Consider the following 22,986-nt stretch of genomic DNA (forward strand, 5'->3'; position numbering starts at 1 on the left):
AGCAAGGATCCACGTGCATGCAGAGTCGATTCAGGCCGTTATTAAAACCGGTAGTCCCGGCCTTGATACTGATGGGACTGACGATGAACGCGGCCATCGCGGCCACCGGCAATTGCTCGGCGCTCGGTCGCATGCCGCCGGTGATCGAGATCGGCGAAGGGTTCCAGCAGGACATCCAGTCGCCCGTGGCAATCACCCGGGTGGCCATCGGTGATCCGAAGATCGCTGATGTGCATGACACCGGCAGCGCTTCTTTTTTGCTCACTGGCGTGGCCCCCGGCGCCACCAGCCTGATGGTCTGGACCGCGTGCTCCAGTGAGCCGCGTCAGAGCATGGTGTTCGTGCAAGGCAGCGCCACGGCGGCGTTGACCAGCACCAGCAGACTGCCTTCCGATGACCCGACGCTGCCTTCGCAAGTGCAGACCGACATTCGCTTCGTCGAAGTCAGCCGCACCAAACTCAAGGAAGCCACGGCCTCTTTGATCGGCGTACGCGGCAATTTTCTGTTTGGCTCGCCCGGCACGCTGCCCGATGTCGGTGGTGTGCCGACACCGAAGTTGCCGGTGAATAACGGCCAGTTCAATTTTTCCTGGATCGGCGGCAAGACCATGGCGATCATCAATGCGCTGGAAGGCAGCGGTTTTGCCTACACCCTCGCGCGGCCGAGTCTGGTCGCGCTGAGCGGGCAGAGCGCAAGCTTTCTGGCCGGTGGCGAAATCCCGATTCCGGTGCCCAGTTCCGGCAGCGATACGGTGACCATCGAGTACAAGGAGTTTGGCATCCGCCTGACCCTGACGCCGACCGTGATCGACCGCAATCGCGTGGCGCTGAAGGTCGCGCCGGAAGTCAGCGAACTGGATTACGCCAACGCCATCAATATCGCCGGCACCCCGGTGCCGGCCCTGACCGTACGCCGTACCGATACCAGCGTATCGCTGGCCGACGGCGAAAGTTTCGTCATCAGTGGCTTGATCAGCACCAGCAACACCTCGCAAGTGAACAAGTTTCCGGGGTTGGGTGATATCCCGGTGCTCGGCGCGTTTTTCCGTGATTCGCAGATCAAGCGCGAGGAGCGCGAACTGCTGATGATCGTCACCCCGCACCTGGTGCAGCCATTGGCGGCCGATGCGCAGCTGCCGTCGCTGCCGGGCGAAAAATTGCGCAACTACGACCCGAATTTCTACCGCATGTTCTTCCTCGAAAACGGCAACTTCGACAAGCGCAGTGGGTTGTCCCAATGAACCAGAACCTGAGCCAGACCTTTCTTGCGATCACCCGTAACAGCACCGATCTGGAGTGGCTGCAAGGCGCTCTCGCGCCCCTGGGCCAGGTGGTCAGCGCCGGGGCCGGGAGCCTGGACGAGTTGCTGGCGCTGGTCGATGTCACCTTCGCCAGCCTGGTGTTCGTCGGCCTCGACCGTGATCACGTGGTGGCGCAGAGTGCGTTGATCGAAGGTGCGCTGGAAGCCAAACCCATGCTCGCCATCGTTGCTCTGGGTGATGGCATGGACAACCAGCTGGTGCTCAATGCGATGCGTGCCGGCGCCCGGGATTTCGTCGCGTACGGTTCGCGGGCCAGTGAGGTCGCCGGGCTGGTGCGGCGCCTGAACAAACGCCTGCCACCGGTGACCACCAACACCCAACTGGGTGGCCTCACCGTGTTGTTTGGCACCCAGAGCAATTCCGACGGAGCGCTGCTGGCCAATCACATGGCGCTGGTGGTGCAAAAGAGCGGTCAGCAAACCTTGCTGCTGGATCTGGGCCTGCCCCGGGGCGACAGCCTGGCGCTGCTCGGGCTCGAGAGTTCGTTCCACTTCGGCGATGCCTTGCGTCACTTGCGCAGGCTCGACGCGACACTGATCGACAGTGCCTTCACCAGCGCTGAAGCGGGGCTGCGGATTCTGGCGTATGCCAGCAGCGACGAGCCGCTGGACAGCACCAGTGCCGCCGAGCTGTACATGTTGCTCAGCGCCTTGCGTCAACACTTCCAGCACATCGTCGTGAACCTCACCGGGCAGTCCGACAGTGAAGCCTTGCGCACGTTTGTCAGCCATTGCGACAAGCTGATCTGGTACACCGATCAGAACGTGCTCAACTGCCGTCGCAACCTTGCCGTGCTCAACCAGTGGCGCGAGAAAGGCATGAAACTCGACCACGCACGCTTGCTGGTGGACGGTTACTTGAGCAGCGTCGCCCCGGACGCCGAAACCCTTGGCAAGACCTTCAACCTGGAGGTGATCGCGGTGTTGGCAGCCAACGCCGAAGTGCGCTTGAACGCCAAGAACCAGGGCGTCAGCTTGTTCGAACTGGCCCCGCGGGAAAAAATCACACAGAGCCTGCGGACCCTTGGCGAACGTCTGGCCAAGCGCTCCGAAGGCCTGGCCAAACCCAAGGTCACCTGGTTCGACCGCTTGCGAGGCACCTCATGAGCGCGGAAAAACTGTTCGGCGCGGTGCAGCACGGCGCGACCGGCAACACCGATCACGAAGGCCTGAAGCTGGTCCTGCATCGCTACATCATTGACGCCATCGAAGAGTCGGGGAAGAACCTGCTGGAAGGCTCGCGCCAGTTGCTGGCGCAATTTGTCACCGACAAGGTCGCCGAATACATCGCCCGTCTGCACCTGGCGATTTCCCGTTATGAGATGGAGCGCCTGGCCGAAGAAATCGTCGACGAACTCACTGGTTTCGGCCCGCTGGAAGTGCTGCTGCGCGATCCGTCGGTGACCGAGATTCTGGTCAACGGCCCGCACCGGGTGTTCATCGAGCGCGACGGTGTGCTGCATCAAAGTGACCTGCGCTTTATCGATGCGCATCACGTCGAGCGGGTCATGCAGCGGATTCTCGCGCCACTCGGGCGACGCCTCGACGAGTCTTCGCCGATGGTCGATGCCCGCCTGCCGGATGGCAGTCGGGTCAACGCGATCATCCCGCCGATCGCTCTCGATGGCCCGTGCCTGTCGATTCGCAAGTTTCGCAAGGACATGCTCAAGAGCAGTGACCTGATGGCGATGCAGACCATCGATCTGGCGATTTTCGAGTTTCTTCAAGAGGCGGTGGGCAAGCGCTGCAACGTGCTCATCAGCGGCGGTACCGGCACCGGCAAGACCACGCTGCTGAACATCCTCAGCCAATTGATCAACCCCCACGAACGTCTGGTGACCATCGAAGACGTGGCCGAATTGCAGCTTGGCCACCCGCATGTCGTGCGCCTGGAAACCCGCCCGCCAAATGCCGAGGGTCACGGTGAAGTCAAGGCCAGCGACCTGATTCGCAACGCCCTGCGCATGCGTCCCGACCGGATCATCCTCGGCGAGATTCGTGGGGTCGAAGTGGTCGATGTACTGACCGCGATGAACACCGGCCACGACGGCTCGATGAGCACCGTGCATGCCAACAATGCGCAGGATGCGCTGCTGCGTCTGGAGACGCTGGTGGGGCTGACCGGACGCTCGATCGCCGAGCGCACCCTGCGCCAGATGATCTGCGCCGCCCTCGACGTGATCATCCAGCTGACCCGCATGCCGGACGGCCGCCGTTGTGTCAGTGAGGTGGTGGAAGTGGTCGGCATCCGCGAAGACGTCTACGTCACCAACACCTTGTTTCGCCTTGATCGGCGTACCGGTTTCGGCTTCCTGCGCGAAGCGGTCAATCCGGCGGGCGACAAGTTGCGCCACGAGATGAACCTGAGCTGAGAGCAGGGGACGCACATCATGATCGGACCGGCCATTCTCATCCTGCTTTGTCTGATTCTGCTCGGGCTGTCGATCTGGCTGTTCGTGCACGGTATCCACAAGAGCGGCAACGAACGGGTGCTCAATCGCCTTGCGGCAGGCCAGCCACAACTCGTTGCCCAGAAACCGGCGTGGGTCGGGTTCGAACGCATGTTCCTGCGTGCGGGGCTGGGCCGTCCCAACGAACGTTTCGGCCTGTGGCTGACCTTGTGGGGCATGGCCATTGCCCTCGGGTATCTGCTGGCGAGCTGGATCGGTCTGCTGACGATGCTGTTGGCACCGCCGCTGATTCTGCGTGTGTACATGTCCTGGCGGTACCACCGGCGGATCAAACGCATGATCGAGCAGTTACCGCAGTTGCTCGACTACACCGTGCGCAGTCTCAAGTCCGGCCGCACCCTGAGTGACGCGGTCATGGGCGGCATCGAGTCGAGTGACGATCCGCTGAAAGAAGCCATGGGCCGGGTGCAACGCAACGTGCAACTGGGCGTCAATCTGCCGGATGCGGTCAGTGACTTTGCCGAGCTTTATGAACAGGACGAATTGCGCATGTTCGCCCTCGGCCTGAAGGTCAATCATCGCTATGGCGGCAATGCCAGCGAGTTGCTGGAGAACCTGATCAAGCTGATCCGCGAGCGTGACCAAGGTGCCCGGCAACTGCGCGCGCTCACCGGCGAAACGCGTATGACGGCCTGGGTGCTGGGTTCGCTGCCGGTGATCCTGGTGGGCTACTTCATGCTGACCAACCCCGGCTACATGCTTGGCATGTGGCACGACGGCGGTGGGCGGATCATGTTGATCATCGCCGTGGTGTTGCAAGTGACCGGCTGCCTGGCGCTGTGGCGCATGTTGCGGAGTGTTTGACATGGTCTATCTCGCCGCTCTGATGCTGCTGCTCGGCGCCCTGTTGCTGGTGGTCAATCACCTGCTGACGGAGCGGCGTCGGGTGCGCCAGGTCAACCAGCGGTTGCAGGGGCATCTGGTGCGTGAGAGCCGTTTCGGCAACTGGCTGCGAGCGCTGGGCAACAGCAAGTTCGGCCAGCGTTCGGTGAGCATCGACAGTGAAACCCAGACCCTGCTCAGCCGCCTCGGCTGGCGCCGCGCCAGTGAGCGTTCGCTGTACGCCGCGTGCCAGATCGGCACGCCGCTGCTGGTTTTGGGGCTGGCGATCTTTCTGCAGGAAGTGTTTTTCCCCCACGCCGCCAACCGCTGGATCGTGCCGATGCTCGCCACCGGTGCCGGTTACCTGGTGCCCAAGCGCTTGCTGGCTTACGCCGCCGGGCGTCGGCAGAAAACCATCGCCGTGGAAATCTCCACGTTCATCCCGTTGCTGCGCATCCTGTTCGAGTCGGGCATGGCGGTCGAACAGGCCCTGCGCGTGCTCAGCAGTGAAGGGCAGAAACTGCTGCCGGAACTGACCCGCGAACTGCGCCTGATTCTGGCCCGGGTCGACTCGGGACTGGAATTGGGGCAGGAGCTGAACAAGGCCTCGGTGATGCTCGCCGTCGATGAGTTCACCGACACCTGCGTGATCCTGCAACAGCTGATTCAGCAGGGCGGCGGGGCGATGAAATCGTTGCTGGCGCTCAAACAATTGCTCGACGACCGGCGCCTGACCCGACTGCAGGAATACATCTCGAAGATGTCGGCGAAGATGTCGGTGGTGATGATGCTGTTTCTGTTTCCTGCCTTGCTGATCGTACTGGCCGGCCCGGGGTTCACCGCGATTACCCGGGCGTTTGCAAACTGACGTGGGCTCATGGAGAGCGTTGATGAAAGCACTGATTGTCGTGGCAAGTCTGTTGATGCTCGGTGGCTGTGCCACTGACGGCCAGGCACCGTGGTCGGCAATGCTGGCGCCGAGCAGTTGCAGCAAGCTCGACTCCGAACAGGAACTGGCCCTGAACCTGGCGGATGATCTGGCCAACGACGGCAAGCTGCACGCCAGTCTGGCCAACCTGCAAAGCCTGCCCGACAACCTGGTCGAGGTGCGCTTGCGCAAGGCCAGGGTTTACCGCTTGCTCGGGCGCAACGAGGCTGAGCCGCTGTATCGCGGCCTGCTCGGCACGTGCCTGACGGCGGACGCCGAACATGGTCTGGGGCAGATTTATGCCGCCCGTGGCGATAACGGTCAGGCCCAGGCGCACCTGCAGCGCGCGGTGCGTCTGGCGCCAACCAATGACAAGATCCGCAACGACCTGGGCGTGGTCTACCTCAACCAGTTGCGTCTTGAAGACGCGCGCTTCGAATTCCTTACCGCTATTGAACTCAAGCAGAACGATCAACTGGCTCCGCTGAATCTGGTGACCTTGCTGCTCTACCAGAACAACTGGCAGCAAGCCGCCGAAATCGTCAGCCGCGCGCACCTGACGCCGGAACAATTCTCCGAAGCCCGGGCCCGTGCGGAAAAACTCAAGGTGCCGGCCAGGGCCCCGACCGCGGCCGGTAATCAAGTGGCGGTGGTGGCTGACCCACAACCGTCGACGCTCAAGTGACATTCCGGGAGATCACCATGAACACCGTGCACCGCCTAAGCTGCCTGATACTGCTCAGCCTGCCGCTGGCAGCCCAGGCGATCGACGCCGGCCCGGCCTCGGCGCAGCAACAGGAAACCGAAGGCTGGCTGGTACTGCAAAGCCGTAACCAGGCGGCCTCGACGAAACCGCAAACCGCCACGGCGGCCGAGCGGGAACAGGCGATGCAGCGCTGGCTGAAGAAGTACAAGTATGAGATTCCGGACTTCTACGACCCGGACGCGGGCGGCAAGATCGAGACCAAGAACTAGGTTGCTGGCGAGGCTCAATCCATTGCGTCATCGCCGCTAAAGCAGCGATGACGCAATGACTGAAGGTCTACAACTGATAACTGAAACTGATGCTGTAACGCGCCCGCCGATTGAACGTATCCAGCGCCTCATCAGACATTGGCTTGGCGGCCTCCAATGCAATGTTGTAGTACTTGGCATCGCCAAAGCGCAGCCCCACTGCCGCCGATGACAGGTCGTTGCTCTGTACCGCGAGCTTGTTGAACCAGGTTTTCGAACGGTCCAGCACCACGTACGGCTGCAGGATGCGCACCCAGTTGCCGTCGCGGTTGAAGCTGTAGTTGACCTCGTAGGCCGCACCCCAGCCCTTGTCGCCCGACGCCTGATCGTCCGGGTAGCCACGGCCGAAGTTCTGTCCGCCAAACACGGCGCGTTCGCTGTCGGGCAGGGTGTCATCGCTCCAGTACAACGCGGCCGACAACACGCCTTGCCAGTTGTCGAAGAACTTGTCGCTCTGCACGCCGGAGAGGCGCAGGCGCAGGAAGTTCAGGTCCAGTGCCGGGTTGTTGGAATGTGCGCCCATGCTGTCCAGCCCCTGATACAAGCCACCACTGACAATCCGCAGTTGGCGGGCATCGGTCTTGCGCCAGTCGCTCTCGAACGCGAGGGCACGCACGTTGGTGCGCTCTTCGATGCTGAGCGGATAGCCGACCACGTTGTAGCGGTTTTTGTCATCCACTGCATACAGCCGTGCACCGGCGTTGAGCAGCTCGTTGGAGGCCGCAATGAACGGGTGGCTGACGCCGATGGAGTAACGGTCGTCTTCCTTGTGCGGTTTGAGTTCGAAGCCATCGCTGGTGAGCACATTGGTGCCCGGATCGGCCCGGTAGCGTGAGGCAAACAGGCTCAGTTGCGTGCCTTCGCTGTTGAGGAACTGGTTGTAGTCCAGTCGGTAGTAATGCTCGTGATCATCCCCCGGCGGAAACAGCCCGCTGAGGGTCAATTGCTCGCCCATGGCGGTCTGCGAGTTGCTGCTGACCCCGAGCAACGCCTGGGTGCCATTGCGGTTGTCTTCGGTGGTGCTCAGGGTGCTGGTGAACGGTTTGCGGCTGGCCTGGGCCACCAGTGTTGTTGCGCCGTCGGTGGTGCCGGGCGGCGGCACTTGGGCCTGCACCGTCACGCCGGGAATGCGGGTCATCAACGTGGTATAGCGCTCGAAGGTCTTGCGGGTCAGCGGCCGTTCAGCCTGGATTTTCGCTGCCAGCTTGTCGAGCAGACCTTTGACCCGGCCGACGTCGCCCTGCATCTGGATGTCCCTGACGTAGCCTTCCACCAACACCACCCGCGCGACTCCATCGTCGAATTTTTGTTGGGGCAAGAACGCGTAGGACAGCAGATAACCGTCCTGTTGGTAGCGGCGGGTAATGGTGCGGGTGGCTTCGATCAGGTCGGCGAGGCTGGTCGGGTGACCGATCAGGGGTTTATAGATCTCGGCCAGTTCGCTGAGCGGATAGATCGTCCCGCCTTCAATCTGGACCGTCTTCAGGGAGATTCTGGTTTCCATCATCAGCGGCTGGGCACTGGCCGCGCCGGGTTCCGGTACTTGCACCGGAGTAGTGGCCGGGCGATAGGCATCGGCCGGCAGGTTCGGCACGGGCAGGTTACGGGTGGTTTCGTTGCTGTTGAGAAAACTGGGCAGGGTGTCGGCGAGGGCGGCGGAACTGAGACTGAGGAACAGCAGGGATGCCATTACGCGCATAGGACACTCCATGGTCAGATCACAGCGTTGGGCTGAATTTTTCCTAAGAAAAAAGCGGAAGACTCGTGGGAATCTTCCGCCCTCAACCAAGCGTAGGCGCTGTAGGTGAGGCCGTCGAATCGGCCAGGTGCAATTTAGCGTTTGTTGCCTCCAAGCGTGCCGGTCAGGCCACCGAGTACACCGCCCAGGCCACCGGTTGCGGTGCCGCCGGTGCTGGTGCCACCGTTGAGCAGGCCGCCGACTGCACCAACGGTAGCGCCGACGTTGCTGACCACACCACCGACGGCGGTCGTGACCGGGTTGTTGGTGGACGCGAGGGTGGCGCCAACTGTGCTGACTGCGCCGCCGACCTGACCGGTGAGACCGGCGACCGGCGCGCCCAGACCTGTGGCGGCGCCGACTTGTTGAGTGACGCTGGTGACCGCACTGGTGACTGGGTTCAGCCCTGCGCCGACGGTAGCGCCGACGGTCGCCAGTGGCGAGGTGGTGGCGGTGATCGGCGTGCCCGAGCCGCCGAGTACGGTGTTGAGCGAAGCGATGGTGTTGCCCAGTCCGCCAGCCGTGACGCCGCCGGCGCTGACCACGCCGTTGGTGCTGCCGGCGTTCAGACCGGCACCCACATTGACCACGGCGCCGCCTACGGTTTGCAGCAGGCCGGTACCGCCCAGACCGCCACCGAGGCCGCCGCCCAAGCCACCACCGGAAGCGGTGCCATTGTCGACCAGACCGCCGGCTTTGCCGACCGTGGTGCCAACGTTGGTCAGGGCGCCGCCAACGGTGTTGGTCAGGGCATTACCGCTGCCGGCACCGGTAACTTGACCGCCCAGGCCTTTGACTGCGCCACCGACCTGGCCGAGGACACCGTTGAGCGGAGCGCCGAGGCCGGTCGCATCACCTACTTTGTCGGTGGTGCTTTCCACCATCGCAATCACCGGCACCAGACCGTTACCGACGCTCTTGGTCACTGAACCGAGCGGGCCTGTGGTGGTGGCCAGGCTCAATGTGTCGCCGAGCATGGTGACTTTCTCGCCGACGCCATCAAGCACCGGTGCCACTTTGGTCACCACGCCACCGACGACTGGAACGCTGCCGGTAGCGGTCGCCAGTTTGCCGCTCAGGTCCGAGACGCCGGTACCGACATCTGAAACCACGCCGCCGACCGAGGCTGCGGTGACGCCCAGGCCATTATCGACCGTACCCAGTTTGCCGATACCGTTGGCCACGCCGTCACCCAAAGTGCTGACCACATTGCCAGCGGTGTTGGCCGCGCTTTGCACGACGCCACCGACCACGGGAACCGTGCTGAGCGAATCGCCGACCTGGCCGACGCCGTCGCCGACGCCTGCGACGGTATTGCCGACATCCTGCACCAGGGTGGTGGTCACCAACGGGGTGGTGGTCGGGTTGGTCGGGTTGGTTGGGTCCGTAGGGTCGGTCGGATTGGTTGGGTTGGTCGGATCTGTCGGGTTGGTCGTGCCGGTACCGCCAGTGCCGCCAGTACCGCCTGTGCCAGCGGTATCGGTGCCGCCAGTGCTGCCGGAGCCGCCGGTGCCGCCAGTGCCCGATGTCGCGCTGTCAGACGAAGAGCTGCCGGAACTGCTGTGATGGCCGCCACCGCCGCTGCTGCAGCCCGCGAGGCCAAGGGAGAGGATCAATGCCAGAGCTGTTGCCGATTTGCACCACACTTGGGTTTTCATGATTGAGATTCCTTGCACCTGTAACAACATTCGTCGTTTTCGATGGCTCACCCGTCTGTCGCCGGTGATGCCTCGTCCGTGGTGTCAATCTCGATCGCGTCGCGGCTTGCCGCCATTCTCAAGTTGGTATTAACGCCTTTATATATAAGGCGCCACGCAGTGCCTAAGGACTAATACCCAGGATATAAACGCGCAAAAAAAAGCCTTGAAAATCAAGGCTGGGAGTTTTCCAGGGCACCGCGTGAAGGGCGGGAAAACTTAAGTGATATATACACAATTTACAGGCTTGCCCGGAGTGGAATCAGGCAACCGGTTGCCACTGACCAACCATATGCTCCAGATCGCCAGCACCGATCAGTCGTAATTCGCCACTCGACCCTGCCGCACTCGCCAGCAACGAAACCTCACTGGGCAAACGCACCGGTTTGCGAAAGTGCACGACGATTTCCAGGTTGGCTTTTGGCAAGTGATCGGCCAGTGCCGCAAGGGTTCGTGCCTTGTTCCACAAGCCGTGAGCAATCGCCGTGGGAAAACCGAACAGCCTGGCACTGGCGGCGCTCAGGTGAATCGGGTTGTAGTCGCCCGAGACCTTGGCGTACTGCCGACCGATATCGGCCGGCGCTTTCCACTGCGCCACTTGGGTCAGAGGCTGCGCAGGTTCCCACTGTTGTTCGACCGGTTCGCCGTCGAGTTTCACCCCGCGACAAAGCATCTGGCTTTCGGCTTCCCACAGCGGCCCAAGCTGATCATCGAGGGTGGTCAACACATCGAAGGTTGCCCCTTTGGGATGCGGCTGCAGGTTGTGCACGCGGACGCTGACTTGTGCGCGACTGATTCCGCCCATCGGCCGCCATACACGGATGCGGTTGCTCAGATGAATCAACCCCAGCAGCGGGAACGGAAAATCCTTCTGCGTGAGCAATTGCATTTGCAGGGCGAATGCGAGGATGTGTGGATAAGTCGGCGGCAGCAGGCCGTCATCGGCAAAGCCGCAGACCTTGCGATAGGCCGCCAGCTTCTGGCCATCGACATCGAACCAGCAGCGCAAGCCGCTATCGGGCAGTCGGGTGCCGGTGATCTTGCGCCGTGTCGCGGCCCGCGCATACAGGCCGGGCAGGCTCGGTTCGCGGTCGAGGGTGTGCCATTCAATGCTCATGTCTACGCCCCCAGAACACTTTGTCCACAGACCCGCAGCGCCTGGCCGGTGAACGCGCCAGTGCCCGGTTGGGCCAGCCACGCAACGGCTTCGGCGACGTCTTGCGGCAAACCGCCCTGGCCCAGTGAACTCATGCGTCGCCCGGCCTCACGCAGGCCGAATGGAATGTGTGCGGTCATCTGGGTTTCGATGAAACCTGGCGCCACGGCGTTGATGCTGATGCCGCGTTCAAGCAGTGTCGGCGCCCAGGCCTGGGCCAGGCCGATCAGCCCGGCCTTGCTCGCGGCGTAGTTGGTCTGTCCGCGATTGCCGGCGATGCCGCTGATCGAGGCCAGCAGAATTACCCGCGCATTGTCGTGCAAGGTGCCGCTGTCGAGCAGGGCCTTGGTCAGCACTTGCGGCGCATTGAGGTTGACCGCCAGCACCGCATCCCAGAATTCCGGGGTCATGTTGGCCAGGGTCTTGTCGCGAGTGATCCCGGCGTTGTGCACCAGAATGTCGAGGCCGTCCGGCAGTTGTTCGATCAATTGCGCAGTGGCGTCTTCAGCGCAGATATCGAGGGTGATCGCCCGGCCACCGAGCCGCGCGGCGAGGGCTTCCAGATCAGTCCTGGCCGGCGGCACGTCGAGCAGAATCACCTCGGCGCCATCGCGGGCCAGGGTTTCGGCGATGGATGCGCCGATCCCGCGAGCCGCCCCGGTGACCAACGCTTTGCGTCCGGCCAATGGCCGGGTCCAGTCGGTGACGTGCGTGGCGCACGCGGTCAGGCGAATCACCTGCCCGGAGACGAAGGCACTTTTCGGCGAGAGGAAAAACCGCAGCGGGCCTTCCAGTTGCTCTTCGGCGCCCTCACCGACATAGATCAGTTGCAGCGTACCGCCGCTGCGCAACTCCTTGGCCAGCGAGCGTGAGAAACCTTCAAGTGCCCGTTGTGCGCTGGAGGCAAAGGGATCGCGCAGGGTTTCCGGAGCGCGGCCGAGAATCACCAGGTGCGCACTGTGGTCGAGGTTTTTCATCAGCGGCTGGAAGAATTCGCGCAGCTGTTTGAGTTGGTCGGTGTGCTGCAGGTCGCTGGCATCGAACACCACGGCCTTGAGTTTCGGCCCGTGTCCGGGAATCCACGCGGTGGCCAGCGACGGTTCTGTGCCGTAGCTGTAGATCGCATCGGTCAGGCGGTTGGCGAATGCAATGACCCGCTCGGCCAGCGGCCCGCCGCCGATCAGCAGCGCACCGTCTACCGGCCGCAGGCGCCCGGCCTGCCAGCGTTCCAGCCGCACCGGCGACGGCAGGCCCAACGCCCCGACCAGACGATGGCCGATGGATGAGTTGGCGAAGTCGATATAGCGGTCAGACATGGAACGCTCTCCAAAAGTTGGGGTTCAAAGTGTGGACTACCAACGGCAATCAATCGTTCGATCCACGCAATAAGGCCTACGCTAGAACAGCAGAGTAGACCACCGTCCCTGTGGGAGCTGGCTTGCCAGCGATGGCGCAGTGTCAGCCACTGGAAATGCTGGATGTGCCGGCCCTATCGCTGGCAAGCCAGCTCCCACAGGGATTTCCCTGAATTCGGATCAACAAGGAGCTTTTCATGAGTCAGCTGCGCCGCGTCGCCATCATCGGTGGTAACCGTATTCCTTTCGCCCGCTCCAACGGGCCGTACGCCACCGCCAGCAATCAGGTGATGCTCACCGCCGCCCTCGAAGGTCTGATCGAACGCTACAACCTGCACGGCCAGCGCATCGGTGAAGTGGTGGCCGGTGCGGTGCTTAAATTGTCACGGGATATGAATCTGACTCGCGAATGTGTGCTCGGCTCGCGGCTGTCACCGGCCACCCCGGCCTATGACATCCAGCAAGCCTGCGGCACCGGGCTGGAGGCGGCGCTGCTGGTGGCGAACAAAATCGCCCTCGGCCAGATCGATTGCGGCATCGCTGGCGGCGTTGACACCACCTCGGACGCGCCGATCAGCGTCAGCGAAGGCTTGCGCAAAATCCTCCTGCAGGCTAACCGCGCCAAGACCACCGGCGACAAGCTGAAAACCTTTCTGCAACTGCGCCCACGTCACTTGATTCCGGAATTTCCGCGTAACGGCGAGCCACGTACCGGTCTGTCGATGGGCCAGCACTGCGAACTGATGGCGCAGACCTGGAACATTCCTCGTGAAGAGCAGGATCAATTGGCCCTCGAAAGCCATCACAAACTCGCCGCCTCCTACAGCGAAGGCTGGCACAACGATCTGATGACGCCGTTTCTCGGTCTGACCCGCGACAACAACCTGCGCCCGGACCTGACCCTGGAAAAACTCGCCACGCTCAAACCGGCCTTCGAAAAAAGCGCGAAGGGGACGCTGACGGCGGGCAACTCCACGCCGCTCACCGACGGTGCCTCGGTGGTGCTGCTGGGCAGTGAAGAATGGGCGAAAGAGCGTGGTTTGCCGATCCTTGCCTATCTGCGTGACGGCGAAGCGGCGGCTGTGGATTTCGTCAACGGCGCCGAAGGGCTGTTGATGGCACCGGTGTATGCGGTGCCGCGTCTGCTGGCGCGAAATGGCCTGACCTTGCAGGACTTCGACTACTACGAGATTCACGAAGCATTCGCCGCGCAGGTGCTGTGCACGCTCAAGGCCTGGGAAGACCCCGAATACTGCAAGACCCGTCTTGGACTGGATGCGCCGCTCGGTTCAATCGATCGCAGCCGCTTGAATGTCAAAGGCAGCTCGCTGGCGGCGGGGCATCCGTTTGCCGCGACGGGCGGGCGGATTGTCGCCAATCTGGCGAAACTGCTGGATGCGGCGGGCAAGGGCAGGGGGCTGATCTCGATTTGCGCTGCCGGCGGCCAGGGTGTCACCGCAATCATCGAACGCTGAGCGCAATTCCCCGGGGGAAATGCATGCGATGTCAGATTCTGTCGCAAATGCCCTTGACGACCGATCACTACAAGCCCGGTGGGCTCGGCTATGATCGGCAACGGTCGGTCGATTATTTCGGCACAGTGTGTGCATCCACAGGGTTCACAGGTCGGCAACCCCTCCCCGTAGCGCGAGGATTGCCGTATAACGAGTGACATTCGCGTGTTTGGTAATAAAGGACCCACAATAAAAGCTGATGAAGACTCCAAAACGCATTGAACCCCTGATCGAAGACGGTCTGGTCGACGAAGTGCTGCGCCCACTCATGAGTGGTAAAGAAGCAGCTGTTTATGTGGTGCGCTGCGGTAACCAGTTACGTTGCGCGAAGGTCTACAAGGAGGCGAACAAACGCAGTTTCCGCCAGGCAGCCGAGTATCAGGAAGGGCGCAAGGTGCGTAACAGCCGGCAGGCGCGGGCGATGGCCAAGGGTTCGAAATTCGGTCGCAAGGAGACCGAAGACGCCTGGCAGAATGCCGAAGTCGCGGCGCTGTTCCGCTTGGCCGGTGCCGGCGTGCGAGTGCCCAAGCCGTATGATTTTCTCGATGGCGTGCTGCTGATGGAACTGGTGGCCGACGAATACGGTGATGCCGCGCCGCGTCTGAACGACGTGGTGCTGGAGCCGGATCAGGCCCGCGAATATCACGCGTTCCTGATCTCGCAGATCGTGCTGATGTTGTGTACCGGTCTGGTGCACGGTGACCTTTCGGAGTTCAACGTGCTGCTGACCCCGACAGGTCCTGTGATCATCGACCTGCCGCAGGCGGTGGATGCCGCCGGTAACAACCACGCGTTCAGCATGCTGGAGCGGGATGTGGGCAACATGGCTTCATACTTCGGGCGCTTTGCCCCGGAGCTGAAGAAAACCCGTTATGCAAAAGAAATGTGGGCGCTGTACGAAGCCGGCACCTTGCACCCGAACAGTGTGCTGACCGGCGAGTTCGACGACCCTGAAGACCTGGCCGACGTTGGCGGAGTGTTGCGCGAGATCGAGGCGGCGCGTCTGGATGAAGAGCGCAAGCAGGCGATCCGTGCTGCCGACGATGCGCCCAAAGGCAAGTCCGACGAACCACCGCCGCCACCGTGGATGCAGTAAGCGCTTGAACAGAAACCCGGCTTCGGCCGGGTTTTTTGTGCCCGCATGTTCCTTCACCACACCTCACTGTGGGAGCTGGCTTGCCAGCGATAGTGGAGGTTCAGCTGAAAAATTTTATCGGATGTACCGGCCTCTTCGCTGGCAAGCCAGCTCCCACAGGGGCCGGTGGTGTCTATGGACTTTATGTGGGAATCTTGTCAGCCCTCGCACACTCAAGGATTGAATGTGAACGCCCGCCTCATCATCAGCGCCCGGCTGATCTCCGACTTCGGCGCTTTCCTCAACATGGTCGCGCTGGCGACGTACGTTTACCTGCTGAGCAACAGCGCCATGAGCGTCGGGGTGTTTCTCGCCAGCCGGGTCGGCGGGGGGATTTTCGCCAGCCTGATTGGCACAAGGTTCTACCGGCGCTGGAGCGGCCGGATGCCGTTGATTGCCTTCGATCTGCTGCGCGCGGTGTTGCTGGGCCTGCTGTTGATCCTGCCGGTGAGCCAGCAGGCGTTGCTGTTGCCGGTGATCGCTTTCGGCCTGGGTTTTGGCAACTCGATGTTCGCTATCGGCCTCAACAGTCAATTGCCGAGGCTGATCGAAGCCGCGCAGCTACTGAAAACCAATGCCTGGCTCACCTCGGCTTCATCGGCGGCAATGGTTGGTGGCAGCCTGGTGTCCGGTTTGCTGGTGGCGGCGTTCGGTTTTGAAACGGTATTCGCGCTCAACGCACTGACCTACTTGCTGGCGGCGTTGTTGATTGCGCCGTTGCGCTTCGCCGCTGCAGACGTCAGCGAACAATCGACCAACGAACGCGGCGAGTGGTCAGCCCTGAAACAAGGCCTGCGCAGTGCTCCGGTGATTGCGGCGATGCTCGCCGTGACCATGGCTGACACCTTGGGCAGTGCCGCGCACAACGTCGGCTTCCCGATCATCTCCAAACTGCTGACACCCGACTCGGCCAGCACCACGCTCGGCCTGATGCTGGCGGTGTGGGCCAGCGGCAAACTGCTGGGTGCGCGGATTGCCAGTGGCCTCAAAGGTTCTGATAACCGTGATCTGGAGCGACGGTATTTCTTCGGCGTGGCGTTGATGTCCTGCGGTTTTATCCTGATGTTCCAGCAGCACAGCCTTCTCGGTCTGCTGCTGATTTCCCTGCCGGCGGGGTTGGGTGACGGCATTTCCGAGGTCGGCTTGACGTCGCGCCTGCAACGCGAACCGGAGCATTTGCGCCTGCCGGTCTTCAGCTTCCTGACCTTGCTGCAAATGACCGGGTTCGGTGTCGGCATGTTGATCGCCGCGCCGTTCTACGGCTGGTGGACGCCGGGTGCCGTGGTGCTGCTGTTCCACGGCATCCCGCTCGGTACGTTGTTGACCGTTAAACTGTTGGCGCTCAGGCGCGGGCGGGTTGCGCGCAGCAGCCCGACGCCAGTTCCTTGAGGATCGGGCAGTCGGGGCGATGGTCGCCATGACAGTGCTCGACCAGGTCCTGCAGGGTGTCACGCAACTCGCCGAGTTCGCGGATCTTCTGGTTCAGCTCGTCGATGTGCTGCCGCGCCAGGGCCTTCACATCGGCGCTGGCGCGCTGGCGATCCTGCCACAAGGTCAGCAGCTTGCCGACTTCTTCCAGAGAAAATCCCAGGTCCCGCGAGCGCTTGATGAACGCCAGTGTGTGCAGGTCTTCATCGCTGTAGACCCGGTAGCCGCTGTCGGTACGATGGGCGGCCTTGAGCAGGCCGATCGACTCGTAATAGCGGATCATCTTCGCGCTCAGGCCACTGTGCCGGGCCGCTTGGCCGATGTTCATCGGTGCTCCTCCAGATCCTTCGGTTTCCAGGTTTTCAACAGTAGCGCATTGCTCACCACGCTGACGCTCGACAGTGCCATTGCCGCGCCGGCCAGCACCGGGTTGAGAAAACCGAACGCCGCCAGCGGAATGCCGATCAGGTTGTAAACGAAGGCCCAGAACAGATTCTGGCGGATCTTCGCGTAGGTCTTGCGGCTGATCTCCAGCGCGGCGGGCACCAGCCGTGGATCACCGCGCATCAAGGTGATGCCGGCCGCGTGCATGGCCACGTCGGTGCCGCCGCCCATGGCGATACCGATGTCCGCTGCGGCCAGTGCCGGGGCGTCGTTGATGCCATCACCGACCATCGCCACCACCCCGGTTTTTTTCAGTTCGGCGACGGTGGCGGCTTTGTCGGCGGGCAGCACTTCGGCGTGCACGTTCTCGATGCCCAAAGCCTCGGCGACGACTTTCGCGCTGCCGCGGTTGTCGCCGGTCAGCAGATGGCTGTGGATACCCCGGGCGGCCAGTTGTTGCACCGCTTGCAGTGCGCCGGGCTTGAGCGTGTCGCCGAAGGCGAACAAACCGAGCACTTGTGGTTCCGGGCTTTGCTCGATCAGCCACGACAGGGTCCGGCCTTCCGCTTCCCAGGCCTGGGCGGCGTCGGCGAGATCACCCGCGTTGAGGCCGCTTTCCTCCAGCATACGCCGGTTGCCCAGCGCCAGGCGCCGACCGTCAAGATGGCCGGCAATGCCGCGGCCGGTCAGGGACTGGCTGTCGCTGACATCGGGCACGCTCAGCCCGCGCTCGGCGGCCGCGTCCAGCACGGCTTTGGCCAGTGGATGCTCGCTGCCGCGCTGCAGGGCACCGGCCAGCGTCAGCAGGGTATTTTCATCGCCATCCAGCGCACTGAAATGGGCGATGCGCGGCGTACCGGACGTCAGCGTGCCGGTCTTGTCGAAGACCACGTTGTCGACCTCATGGGCTCGCTCCAGTGCTTCGGCGTCCTTGATCAGAATGCCGTGACGCGCGGCCACACCGGTGCCGGCCATGATCGCCGTCGGCGTGGCGAGGCCGAGGGCACACGGACAAGCGATCACCAGCACGGCGACAGCGTTGATCAACGCGGTTTCCATAGGCACGCCGTACAGCCACCAGCCAATCAACGTGACGAGGGCAATCAGTAACACAGTGGGCACGAACACCTGGCTGACTTTATCCACCAGTTTCTGGATCGGCGCTTTCGCTGCCTGGGCGTCTTCCACCAGCCGAATGATCCGCGCCAGCACGCTTTCCGCGCCGAGGGCGGTGGTGCGCACCAGCAAGCGGCCTTCGCCGTTGATCGCACCGCCGGTGACCTGGTCGCCCGGCTGTTTTGGCACTGGCAGGCTCTCGCCGCTGATCAGCGCTTCGTCAGCGTGGCTCTGGCCTTCCAGCACTTCACCGTCCACCGGGAAGCGTTCGCCGGGTTTGACCAGAACAAGATCGTTGAGGCGCAGGGCGCTGATCGCCACGTCTTGCTCGCGACCATCGATGACTTGAATCGCCCGTTCCGGGCGCAAGGCTTCAAGGGCGCGGATGGCGCTGGCAGTCTGGCGCTTGGCGCGGCTTTCCAGATATTTGCCAAGCAGCACCAGCGCAATCACCACCGCTGACGCTTCGAAATACAGATGCGGCATGCGCCCGGCGGCGGTGGCCCATTCGTACAGGCTCAGGCCATATCCGGCGCTGGTGCCGAGGGCGACCAGCAAATCCATGTTGCCAGCGCCGGCACGCACGGCTTTCCACGCGGCCACATAAAATCGCGCGCCGAAAATGAATTGCACCGGCGTGGCAAGGGCAAATTGCACCCAGGCGGGAAGCATCCAGTGAATGCCGAACGGTTGCAGCAGCATCGGCAGCACCAGCGGCAAGGCCAGAGCGATGGCGCAGATCAGCGCCCAGCGTTCATGTTGCAGGCGCTGTTGCTGGTTATCCGCTGCGGGATGTTCGGCTTGCCAGACGCTGGCCGAGTAACCGGCCTTGCTCACGGCGTCGAGCAGCAATTGAGGATCGATCTGACCGAGCAATTCGAGGTGGGCGCGTTCGTTGGCGAGGTTGACGCTGACGCTCCTCACCCCGGGGACTTTGTTCAGGGCGCGCTCGACGCGACCGACGCACGAGGCGCAGGTCATGCCGTCGATGCTCAGCTCCACGGTTTGTTGGGGGACGCTGTAACCGGCGCGTTCAACCGCCTCCATCAACGCCGGCAAGCTGTCACCGGGTGCCTGGACGCGGGCCTGTTCGGTGGCGAGATTGACGCTGACGCCACTGGCGCCGCTGACGTTGCGCAATGCCCGCTCGACACGCCCGGCGCAACTGGCGCAGGTCATGCCGGCAATCGGCAGATCGAAAGTGATGGAATCGGACATCGGTCTTACTCCCTGTAGAAGATGTCTACAAGGATCAACCTTGCCATGCGGGCAAGGTCAAGCGCCAATCTGAAAAGCAAAAGATCGCAGCCTTCGGCAGATCCTACAGGTGGATTGCATTCCAATGCAGGAGCTGCCGAAGGCTGCGATCTTTTTCGTTGACTCAATATTCGAGGGCGGCAGGTCGCAGGTACAAGCCTTTGGCGTTGGCCGCGATCCGGTACTTGAGCACATCGCCGGCCTTGAGCGAGATCTGCTGCGCGGGTGGCGCGAGCATGCCTGCCTGGCACCCCGGCATCTGGCCAGGCAATTGTTTCAGACGAATGGAAATCGTGCCGTGCGGCAGATTGAACGAAGTGGTCTGCTCCTGAAGCAGGCGCGCCGCCAGTTCGTCATTGAGATATACGCCAATCTCACAGGAAGTCGGCACTTCCAGGCGCTCGCGCGAGATGATCAGAACCGCATAGTCCTCACCGGTCGCATTGGCCTGAGGCAGGGCGGCAAAGAGGCTGAGCAAGCCAAACAGGCTGAAAGCTGACCAGCGCATGGCTGAATCTCCTGAATTTGAGTCATTGATGCACGCAGCTTGGCTGAGCGCAGCGCCGATTGCCAGCCCGGCAGTTTTACGCAGAACTTGACCTTGCCATGGTGGCAAGCTCGACACTGCCGGCAACCTCACTCAAAGGAGTCCCTCCATGCAAGTGTTCAGCGTTCAAGGCATGTCCTGCGGCCACTGTGTCAAAGCCATCACCAACGCCGTGCAGGCGAAAGATCCGGCAGCCAGCGTGCGGGTCGATCTGGCAGCCAAAGAAGTCGGCGTCGAGAGTTCGCTCAGCCCCGAGCAGGTGATTGAGGTCATCAGCGAAGAGGGCTACCCGGTAAAACTCGCCGGATGATCAAAAGCCAAAAGATCGCAGCCTTCGGCAGTTCCTACAGTGTATTAGTGTTGCTTTTGTAGGAGCTGCCGAAGGCTGCGATCTTTTGATCTTTGCAGAAAACTCCACAGTGCAGTTCGTCTGACTTTTTAATAGTTAGCGAGCTATCGGAATGTGCAAGGTGTCTTTGCGCGGCTAGACTGTCGGGCTGCCGACTCCAATCCAACCTGGATGCCTGATGAACTTCCGTACCATTCTGATTCTCGGTGCCTTGAGCGCCTTCGGTCCGCTGGCGATCGACTTCTATCTGCCGGCGTTCCCGTCAATGGCACTGGCCTTTGGCACCGATGAAAAGCACGTCCAGCTGACACTGGCAGCGTATTTCGCCGGTCTGTCGATCGGGCAGTTGTTGTATGGCCCGGTGGCCGACCGGTTTGGTCGGCGCCTGCCGCTGCTGGTCGGTGTCGGCCTGTTCACGCTGGCCTCATTGGCCTGCGCCTATGCACCCAATCTGCAATGGCTGATCGGGGCCCGCTTCGTCCAGGCCTTGGGCGGCTGCGCGGGGATGGTGATTTCCCGGGCGGTGGTCAGCGACAAATGCGATGCCGTCGGTTCGGCGAAAGTCTTCTCGCAGTTGATGCTGGTGATGGGTTTGGCGCCGATCCTTGCACCACTGCTCGGCGGTCTGCTGGTCAACACCACGGGCTGGCAGTCGATCTTCCTCGTGCTGACCGGCTTTAGTGCACTGGCCGGCCTCGCTGTGGCGCTGGGGTTGCCGGAAAGCCTGCCGGCCTCCGTGCCGCGCCAGCCGCTGTCCGGTGCGTTGCGTCAATACGGCCGGTTGTTCGGCGACCGGGTGTTTCTCGGCCACGCACTGACTGGCGGTATCGCGGTCGCCGGAATGTTTTCCTACATCGCCGGCTCACCATTTGTCTTCATCAAACTGTACGGCGTACCCGCCGAGCACTTCGGCTGGCTGTTCGGTACCAATGCAGCGGGTTTCATTCTGGTGGCTCAGGTCAACGCGCGGCTGTTGGCCAAGCGCGGTCCGTCCTTCCTGCTGGCGCGAGCGGTGTGGGTATACCTGTTGGCCGGCGTTTCGCTGCTCGCGGTCAGCGCGATGCACACCGAAGCATTGTGGCCGCTGTTGATTCCGTTGTTCGTGTGCATTGCCAGCCTCGGCTGCATCCTGCCCAATGCTGCGGCATGTGCGATGAACGGCCAGGGTGCGCGCGCCGGGAGTGCCTCGGCGCTGATGGGCTGCCTGCAATTCAGCGTGGCCTCCGGCGCGGCCTCGCTGGTGGGTGTCCTGCACGACGGCAGCGCCATGCCGATGGCCATGGTCATCAGCCTGTGCGGACTGCTGGTGGTGAGCATTGCGATGTACACCCGGCGTTTGCAGAATGCCCGGGCACTGGCGCAAGCACAGGCCGAAGCCTGAACGTCAGCCGACGGCGCGTTGTTGTCCGGGCTGGGGAATCTGATGGGGCGCGTGCAGGCGCGCTTCGAGGGTACGGGTGAAGGCGAGGGCTTCGGCTTCACTGCGAAAGGTCACGGCGTGCTGGTCCAGACGAACCTGCCATTGAGACTTTGCCACTTCTTTTATCAGGATCTTCATTGCTGACCTCCCTTGTGTAAAAGATGCATCGCAGAGGGTTCGAGTGTAGACCTGAATACGATCGCATTTGTGACAACGATCAAGCATCTGACTGACGGCAAAAAACAGCGCCGGCCCTTAAAAGGACTGGCGCTGATGACGACGTTCGGGTTTTCAGAAACTTTCTAAAACAATTTTGCCCTTGGCTTTGCCGCTTTCCAGTAACTCGTGCGCGCGTCGCAGGTTCGCCGCATTGATCGTGCCGAAATGCTCACCCACCGTAGTCTTCAAGGTCCCCGCATCAATCAGCTCGGCCACGCGGTTGAGCAGTTTGTGCTGCTCGATCATGTCCGGGGTTTCGAACAGCGAGCGGGTGTACATGAATTCCCAGTGCAGCGACAGGCTCTTGCGCTTGAGCTTGCTCACATCCAGTGACTTGGGATCGTCGATCAGTGCCAGTTTGCCTTGCGGCGCCAAGGCCTCGACCAGTTGATCGAGGTGCAGATCGGTCTGGGTCAGGCTGGCGACGTGGGTCACGTGGTCGATGCCGGCGCGCTTAAGCTCTTCGCTCAACGGCTGGCTGTGGTCGATCACCAGATCGGCGCCCAGCTCAGTCACCCAGTCGCGAGTCTGTGCACGGGACGCGGTGCCGATCACCTTCAGGCCGGTCAACTGGCGGGCCAGTTGGGTGAGGATCGAACCGACGCCGCCAGCGGCGCCGACGATCAGCAGGCTTTGACCTTCATCGGTCTTGCCCTCACGGATCTGCAGGCGTTCGAACAGCAATTCCCACGCGGTGATCGCGGTCAGCGGCAGGGCAGCGGCTTCGGCGAAACCCAGGGACTTGGGCATGTGGCCGACAATCCGCTCATCCACCACGTGCAGTTCGCTGTTGCCACCGGCACGGGCGATGGAGCCGGCGTAGAACACCTTGTCACCGGCCTTGAACAGCGTCACTTCACTGCCGACGGCTTTGACCACGCCGGCGACGTCCCAGCCCAGCACTTTTGCCGCGCCGTTTTCCGGCGCCACGTTCTGCCGCACCTTGGTGTCGACCGGGTTGACCGAGATGGCTTTGACTTCCACCAACAGGTCGCGCGGGCCGGCGACCGGCTCCGGCAGTTCGATGTCTTGCAGGGATTTTTCGTCGCTGATCGGCAGGGAAGCGTAATAGGCGATGGCTTTCATGACTTGCTCCGTAGCGGTAATAGAAGAAG

21 protein-coding genes are annotated in these 22,986 nt (G+C 62.3%); 12 read left to right on the top strand and 9 right to left on the bottom strand.

Annotation, left to right across the window (positions count from 1 at the left end; genetic code table 11):
• Window positions 1-17: 17 nt before the first annotated feature.
• The 7 genes from GTQ41_RS03355 to GTQ41_RS03385 are packed head-to-tail and all read left to right on the top strand — an operon-like array spanning window position 18 to window position 6,517.
• Window positions 18-1,241, top strand: a complete 1,224-nt coding sequence (locus GTQ41_RS03355; protein ID WP_047291070.1) for a type II and III secretion system protein family protein — start codon at window positions 18-20, stop codon at window positions 1,239-1,241.
• Window positions 1,238-2,428 carry a pilus assembly protein gene (locus GTQ41_RS03360; protein WP_047291071.1) on the top strand — a complete coding sequence of 397 codons (1,191 nt, stop codon included), beginning with the start codon at window positions 1,238-1,240 and terminating at the stop codon, window positions 2,426-2,428. Before GTQ41_RS03355 ends, GTQ41_RS03360 begins: the two co-directional genes overlap by 4 nt.
• Window positions 2,425-3,693, top strand: coding sequence for a CpaF family protein (locus GTQ41_RS03365; protein ID WP_041068020.1), 1,269 nt, complete (start codon window positions 2,425-2,427; stop codon window positions 3,691-3,693). The genes GTQ41_RS03360 and GTQ41_RS03365 overlap by 4 nt, the downstream gene beginning before the upstream one ends.
• Window positions 3,694-3,711: 18 nt before the next feature.
• Window positions 3,712-4,596 carry a type II secretion system F family protein gene (locus GTQ41_RS03370; RefSeq protein WP_047291072.1) on the top strand — a complete coding sequence of 295 codons (885 nt, stop codon included), beginning with the start codon at window positions 3,712-3,714 and terminating at the stop codon, window positions 4,594-4,596.
• A gap of 1 nt (window position 4,597) precedes the next feature.
• The gene (locus tag GTQ41_RS03375; protein WP_047291073.1) at window positions 4,598-5,482 is read left to right on the top strand and encodes a type II secretion system F family protein; all 885 of its coding nucleotides are present in this window, start codon (window positions 4,598-4,600) and stop codon (window positions 5,480-5,482) included.
• Window positions 5,483-5,504: 22 nt separating this feature from the next.
• Complete coding sequence (locus tag GTQ41_RS03380) at window positions 5,505-6,227, top strand: tetratricopeptide repeat protein (RefSeq protein ID WP_047291074.1); 723 nt, start codon at window positions 5,505-5,507, stop codon at window positions 6,225-6,227.
• Between the two features lie 17 nt (window positions 6,228-6,244).
• Window positions 6,245-6,517, top strand: coding sequence for a DUF3613 domain-containing protein (locus tag GTQ41_RS03385; protein WP_041068008.1), 273 nt, complete (start codon window positions 6,245-6,247; stop codon window positions 6,515-6,517).
• Window positions 6,518-6,584: 67 nt separating this feature from the next.
• Here the strand turns inward: GTQ41_RS03385 and GTQ41_RS03390 are convergent, their stop codons facing one another.
• The 4 genes from GTQ41_RS03390 to GTQ41_RS03405 all read right to left on the bottom strand — a co-directional run bounded on the left by GTQ41_RS03390 (window position 6,585) and on the right by GTQ41_RS03405 (window position 12,463).
• Window positions 6,585-8,255, bottom strand: a complete 1,671-nt coding sequence (locus GTQ41_RS03390) for a ShlB/FhaC/HecB family hemolysin secretion/activation protein (RefSeq protein ID WP_047291075.1) — start codon at window positions 8,253-8,255, stop codon at window positions 6,585-6,587.
• A 134-nt stretch (window positions 8,256-8,389) separates the two neighbouring features.
• Entirely contained in the window at window positions 8,390-9,952 is a 1,563-nt protein-coding gene (locus GTQ41_RS03395; protein ID WP_047291076.1) for a collagen-like triple helix repeat-containing protein, read from the bottom strand.
• A 301-nt stretch (window positions 9,953-10,253) separates the two neighbouring features.
• Complete coding sequence (locus tag GTQ41_RS03400) at window positions 10,254-11,108, bottom strand: MaoC family dehydratase (RefSeq protein ID WP_047291077.1); 855 nt, start codon at window positions 11,106-11,108, stop codon at window positions 10,254-10,256.
• A 2-nt stretch (window positions 11,109-11,110) separates the two neighbouring features.
• Window positions 11,111-12,463 carry a 3-oxoacyl-ACP reductase gene (locus GTQ41_RS03405; protein WP_047291078.1) on the bottom strand — a complete coding sequence of 451 codons (1,353 nt, stop codon included), beginning with the start codon at window positions 12,461-12,463 and terminating at the stop codon, window positions 11,111-11,113.
• Window positions 12,464-12,699: 236 nt separating this feature from the next.
• On the opposite strand from GTQ41_RS03405, the gene GTQ41_RS03410 reads away from it, so the two are divergent.
• From GTQ41_RS03410 to GTQ41_RS03420, 3 genes are all read left to right on the top strand, one after another.
• Entirely contained in the window at window positions 12,700-13,977 is a 1,278-nt protein-coding gene (locus GTQ41_RS03410) for an acetyl-CoA C-acetyltransferase (RefSeq protein ID WP_047291079.1), read from the top strand.
• Window positions 13,978-14,215: 238 nt separating this feature from the next.
• A complete protein-coding gene (locus GTQ41_RS03415; RefSeq protein ID WP_041067990.1) occupies window positions 14,216-15,112 on the top strand; it encodes a PA4780 family RIO1-like protein kinase in 897 nt (298 codons plus the stop codon).
• Window positions 15,113-15,295: 183 nt separating this feature from the next.
• Entirely contained in the window at window positions 15,296-16,540 is a 1,245-nt protein-coding gene (locus tag GTQ41_RS03420; RefSeq protein WP_217325525.1) for an MFS transporter, read from the top strand.
• On the opposite strand, the gene cueR is transcribed toward GTQ41_RS03420, so the two are convergent.
• From cueR to GTQ41_RS03435, 3 genes are all read right to left on the bottom strand, one after another.
• Window positions 16,494-16,907 (bottom strand): Cu(I)-responsive transcriptional regulator, encoded by a 414-nt coding sequence (gene cueR, locus GTQ41_RS03425; protein WP_047291081.1) that lies wholly within the window; start codon window positions 16,905-16,907, stop codon window positions 16,494-16,496. The two genes, GTQ41_RS03420 and cueR, sit on opposite strands and share 47 nt — an antisense overlap.
• Window positions 16,904-19,297: a heavy metal translocating P-type ATPase gene (locus GTQ41_RS03430; RefSeq protein WP_047291082.1), complete on the bottom strand. Its 2,394-nt coding sequence runs from the start codon at window positions 19,295-19,297 to the stop codon at window positions 16,904-16,906. Before GTQ41_RS03430 ends, cueR begins: the two co-directional genes overlap by 4 nt.
• Before the next feature lie 163 nt (window positions 19,298-19,460).
• Window positions 19,461-19,844, bottom strand: a complete 384-nt coding sequence (locus tag GTQ41_RS03435) for a hypothetical protein (protein ID WP_047291083.1) — start codon at window positions 19,842-19,844, stop codon at window positions 19,461-19,463.
• A 148-nt stretch (window positions 19,845-19,992) separates the two neighbouring features.
• Here GTQ41_RS03435 and GTQ41_RS03440 point away from each other — a divergent pair, with 148 nt between their 5' ends.
• Window positions 19,993-20,193, top strand: coding sequence for a heavy-metal-associated domain-containing protein (locus GTQ41_RS03440; protein WP_047291084.1), 201 nt, complete (start codon window positions 19,993-19,995; stop codon window positions 20,191-20,193).
• 217 nt (window positions 20,194-20,410) lie between these two features.
• Window positions 20,411-21,613: a multidrug effflux MFS transporter gene (locus GTQ41_RS03445; protein WP_047291085.1), complete on the top strand. Its 1,203-nt coding sequence runs from the start codon at window positions 20,411-20,413 to the stop codon at window positions 21,611-21,613.
• 3 nt (window positions 21,614-21,616) lie between these two features.
• Here the strand turns inward: GTQ41_RS03445 and GTQ41_RS03450 are convergent, their stop codons facing one another.
• Together GTQ41_RS03450 and GTQ41_RS03455 are read right to left on the bottom strand one after the other, a co-directional pair.
• Entirely contained in the window at window positions 21,617-21,790 is a 174-nt protein-coding gene (locus GTQ41_RS03450) for a hypothetical protein (RefSeq protein WP_169842458.1), read from the bottom strand.
• 153 nt (window positions 21,791-21,943) lie between these two features.
• Window positions 21,944-22,957, bottom strand: a complete 1,014-nt coding sequence (locus GTQ41_RS03455) for a zinc-binding alcohol dehydrogenase family protein (protein WP_047291086.1) — start codon at window positions 22,955-22,957, stop codon at window positions 21,944-21,946.
• Between the last annotated feature and the right edge of the window lie 29 nt (window positions 22,958-22,986).

The sequence above is a fragment of the Pseudomonas sp. AN-B15 genome (assembly GCF_019056475.1).
GTDB classification, from domain to species: Bacteria; Pseudomonadota; Gammaproteobacteria; order Pseudomonadales; family Pseudomonadaceae; genus Aquipseudomonas; species Aquipseudomonas parakoreensis.

Excerpts from the sequence above, each read along its gene's own strand:
- GTQ41_RS03375 (WP_047291073.1), top strand. The coding sequence starts at position 4,598 with ATGGTCTATCTCGCCGCTCTGATGCTGCTGCTCGGCGCCCTGTTGCTG.
- GTQ41_RS03410 (WP_047291079.1), top strand. The coding sequence starts at position 12,700 with ATGAGTCAGCTGCGCCGCGTCGCCATCATCGGTGGTAACCGTATTCCT.
- GTQ41_RS03420 (WP_217325525.1), top strand. The coding sequence starts at position 15,296 with ATGTGGGAATCTTGTCAGCCCTCGCACACTCAAGGATTGAATGTGAAC.
- GTQ41_RS03435 (WP_047291083.1), bottom strand. The coding sequence starts at position 19,844 with ATGCGCTGGTCAGCTTTCAGCCTGTTTGGCTTGCTCAGCCTCTTTGCC.
- GTQ41_RS03355 (WP_047291070.1), top strand. The coding sequence starts at position 18 with ATGCAGAGTCGATTCAGGCCGTTATTAAAACCGGTAGTCCCGGCCTTG.
- GTQ41_RS03365 (WP_041068020.1), top strand. The coding sequence starts at position 2,425 with ATGAGCGCGGAAAAACTGTTCGGCGCGGTGCAGCACGGCGCGACCGGC.
- GTQ41_RS03385 (WP_041068008.1), top strand. The coding sequence starts at position 6,245 with ATGAACACCGTGCACCGCCTAAGCTGCCTGATACTGCTCAGCCTGCCG.
- GTQ41_RS03430 (WP_047291082.1), bottom strand. The coding sequence starts at position 19,297 with ATGTCCGATTCCATCACTTTCGATCTGCCGATTGCCGGCATGACCTGC.
- GTQ41_RS03360 (WP_047291071.1), top strand. The coding sequence starts at position 1,238 with ATGAACCAGAACCTGAGCCAGACCTTTCTTGCGATCACCCGTAACAGC.
- GTQ41_RS03445 (WP_047291085.1), top strand. The coding sequence starts at position 20,411 with ATGAACTTCCGTACCATTCTGATTCTCGGTGCCTTGAGCGCCTTCGGT.
- GTQ41_RS03450 (WP_169842458.1), bottom strand. The coding sequence starts at position 21,790 with ATGAAGATCCTGATAAAAGAAGTGGCAAAGTCTCAATGGCAGGTTCGT.
- GTQ41_RS03400 (WP_047291077.1), bottom strand. The coding sequence starts at position 11,108 with ATGAGCATTGAATGGCACACCCTCGACCGCGAACCGAGCCTGCCCGGC.
- GTQ41_RS03415 (WP_041067990.1), top strand. The coding sequence starts at position 14,216 with ATGAAGACTCCAAAACGCATTGAACCCCTGATCGAAGACGGTCTGGTC.
- GTQ41_RS03455 (WP_047291086.1), bottom strand. The coding sequence starts at position 22,957 with ATGAAAGCCATCGCCTATTACGCTTCCCTGCCGATCAGCGACGAAAAA.
- GTQ41_RS03405 (WP_047291078.1), bottom strand. The coding sequence starts at position 12,463 with ATGTCTGACCGCTATATCGACTTCGCCAACTCATCCATCGGCCATCGT.
- GTQ41_RS03390 (WP_047291075.1), bottom strand. The coding sequence starts at position 8,255 with ATGCGCGTAATGGCATCCCTGCTGTTCCTCAGTCTCAGTTCCGCCGCC.
- GTQ41_RS03440 (WP_047291084.1), top strand. The coding sequence starts at position 19,993 with ATGCAAGTGTTCAGCGTTCAAGGCATGTCCTGCGGCCACTGTGTCAAA.
- GTQ41_RS03380 (WP_047291074.1), top strand. The coding sequence starts at position 5,505 with ATGAAAGCACTGATTGTCGTGGCAAGTCTGTTGATGCTCGGTGGCTGT.
- GTQ41_RS03370 (WP_047291072.1), top strand. The coding sequence starts at position 3,712 with ATGATCGGACCGGCCATTCTCATCCTGCTTTGTCTGATTCTGCTCGGG.
- cueR (WP_047291081.1), bottom strand. The coding sequence starts at position 16,907 with ATGAACATCGGCCAAGCGGCCCGGCACAGTGGCCTGAGCGCGAAGATG.
- GTQ41_RS03395 (WP_047291076.1), bottom strand. The coding sequence starts at position 9,952 with ATGAAAACCCAAGTGTGGTGCAAATCGGCAACAGCTCTGGCATTGATC.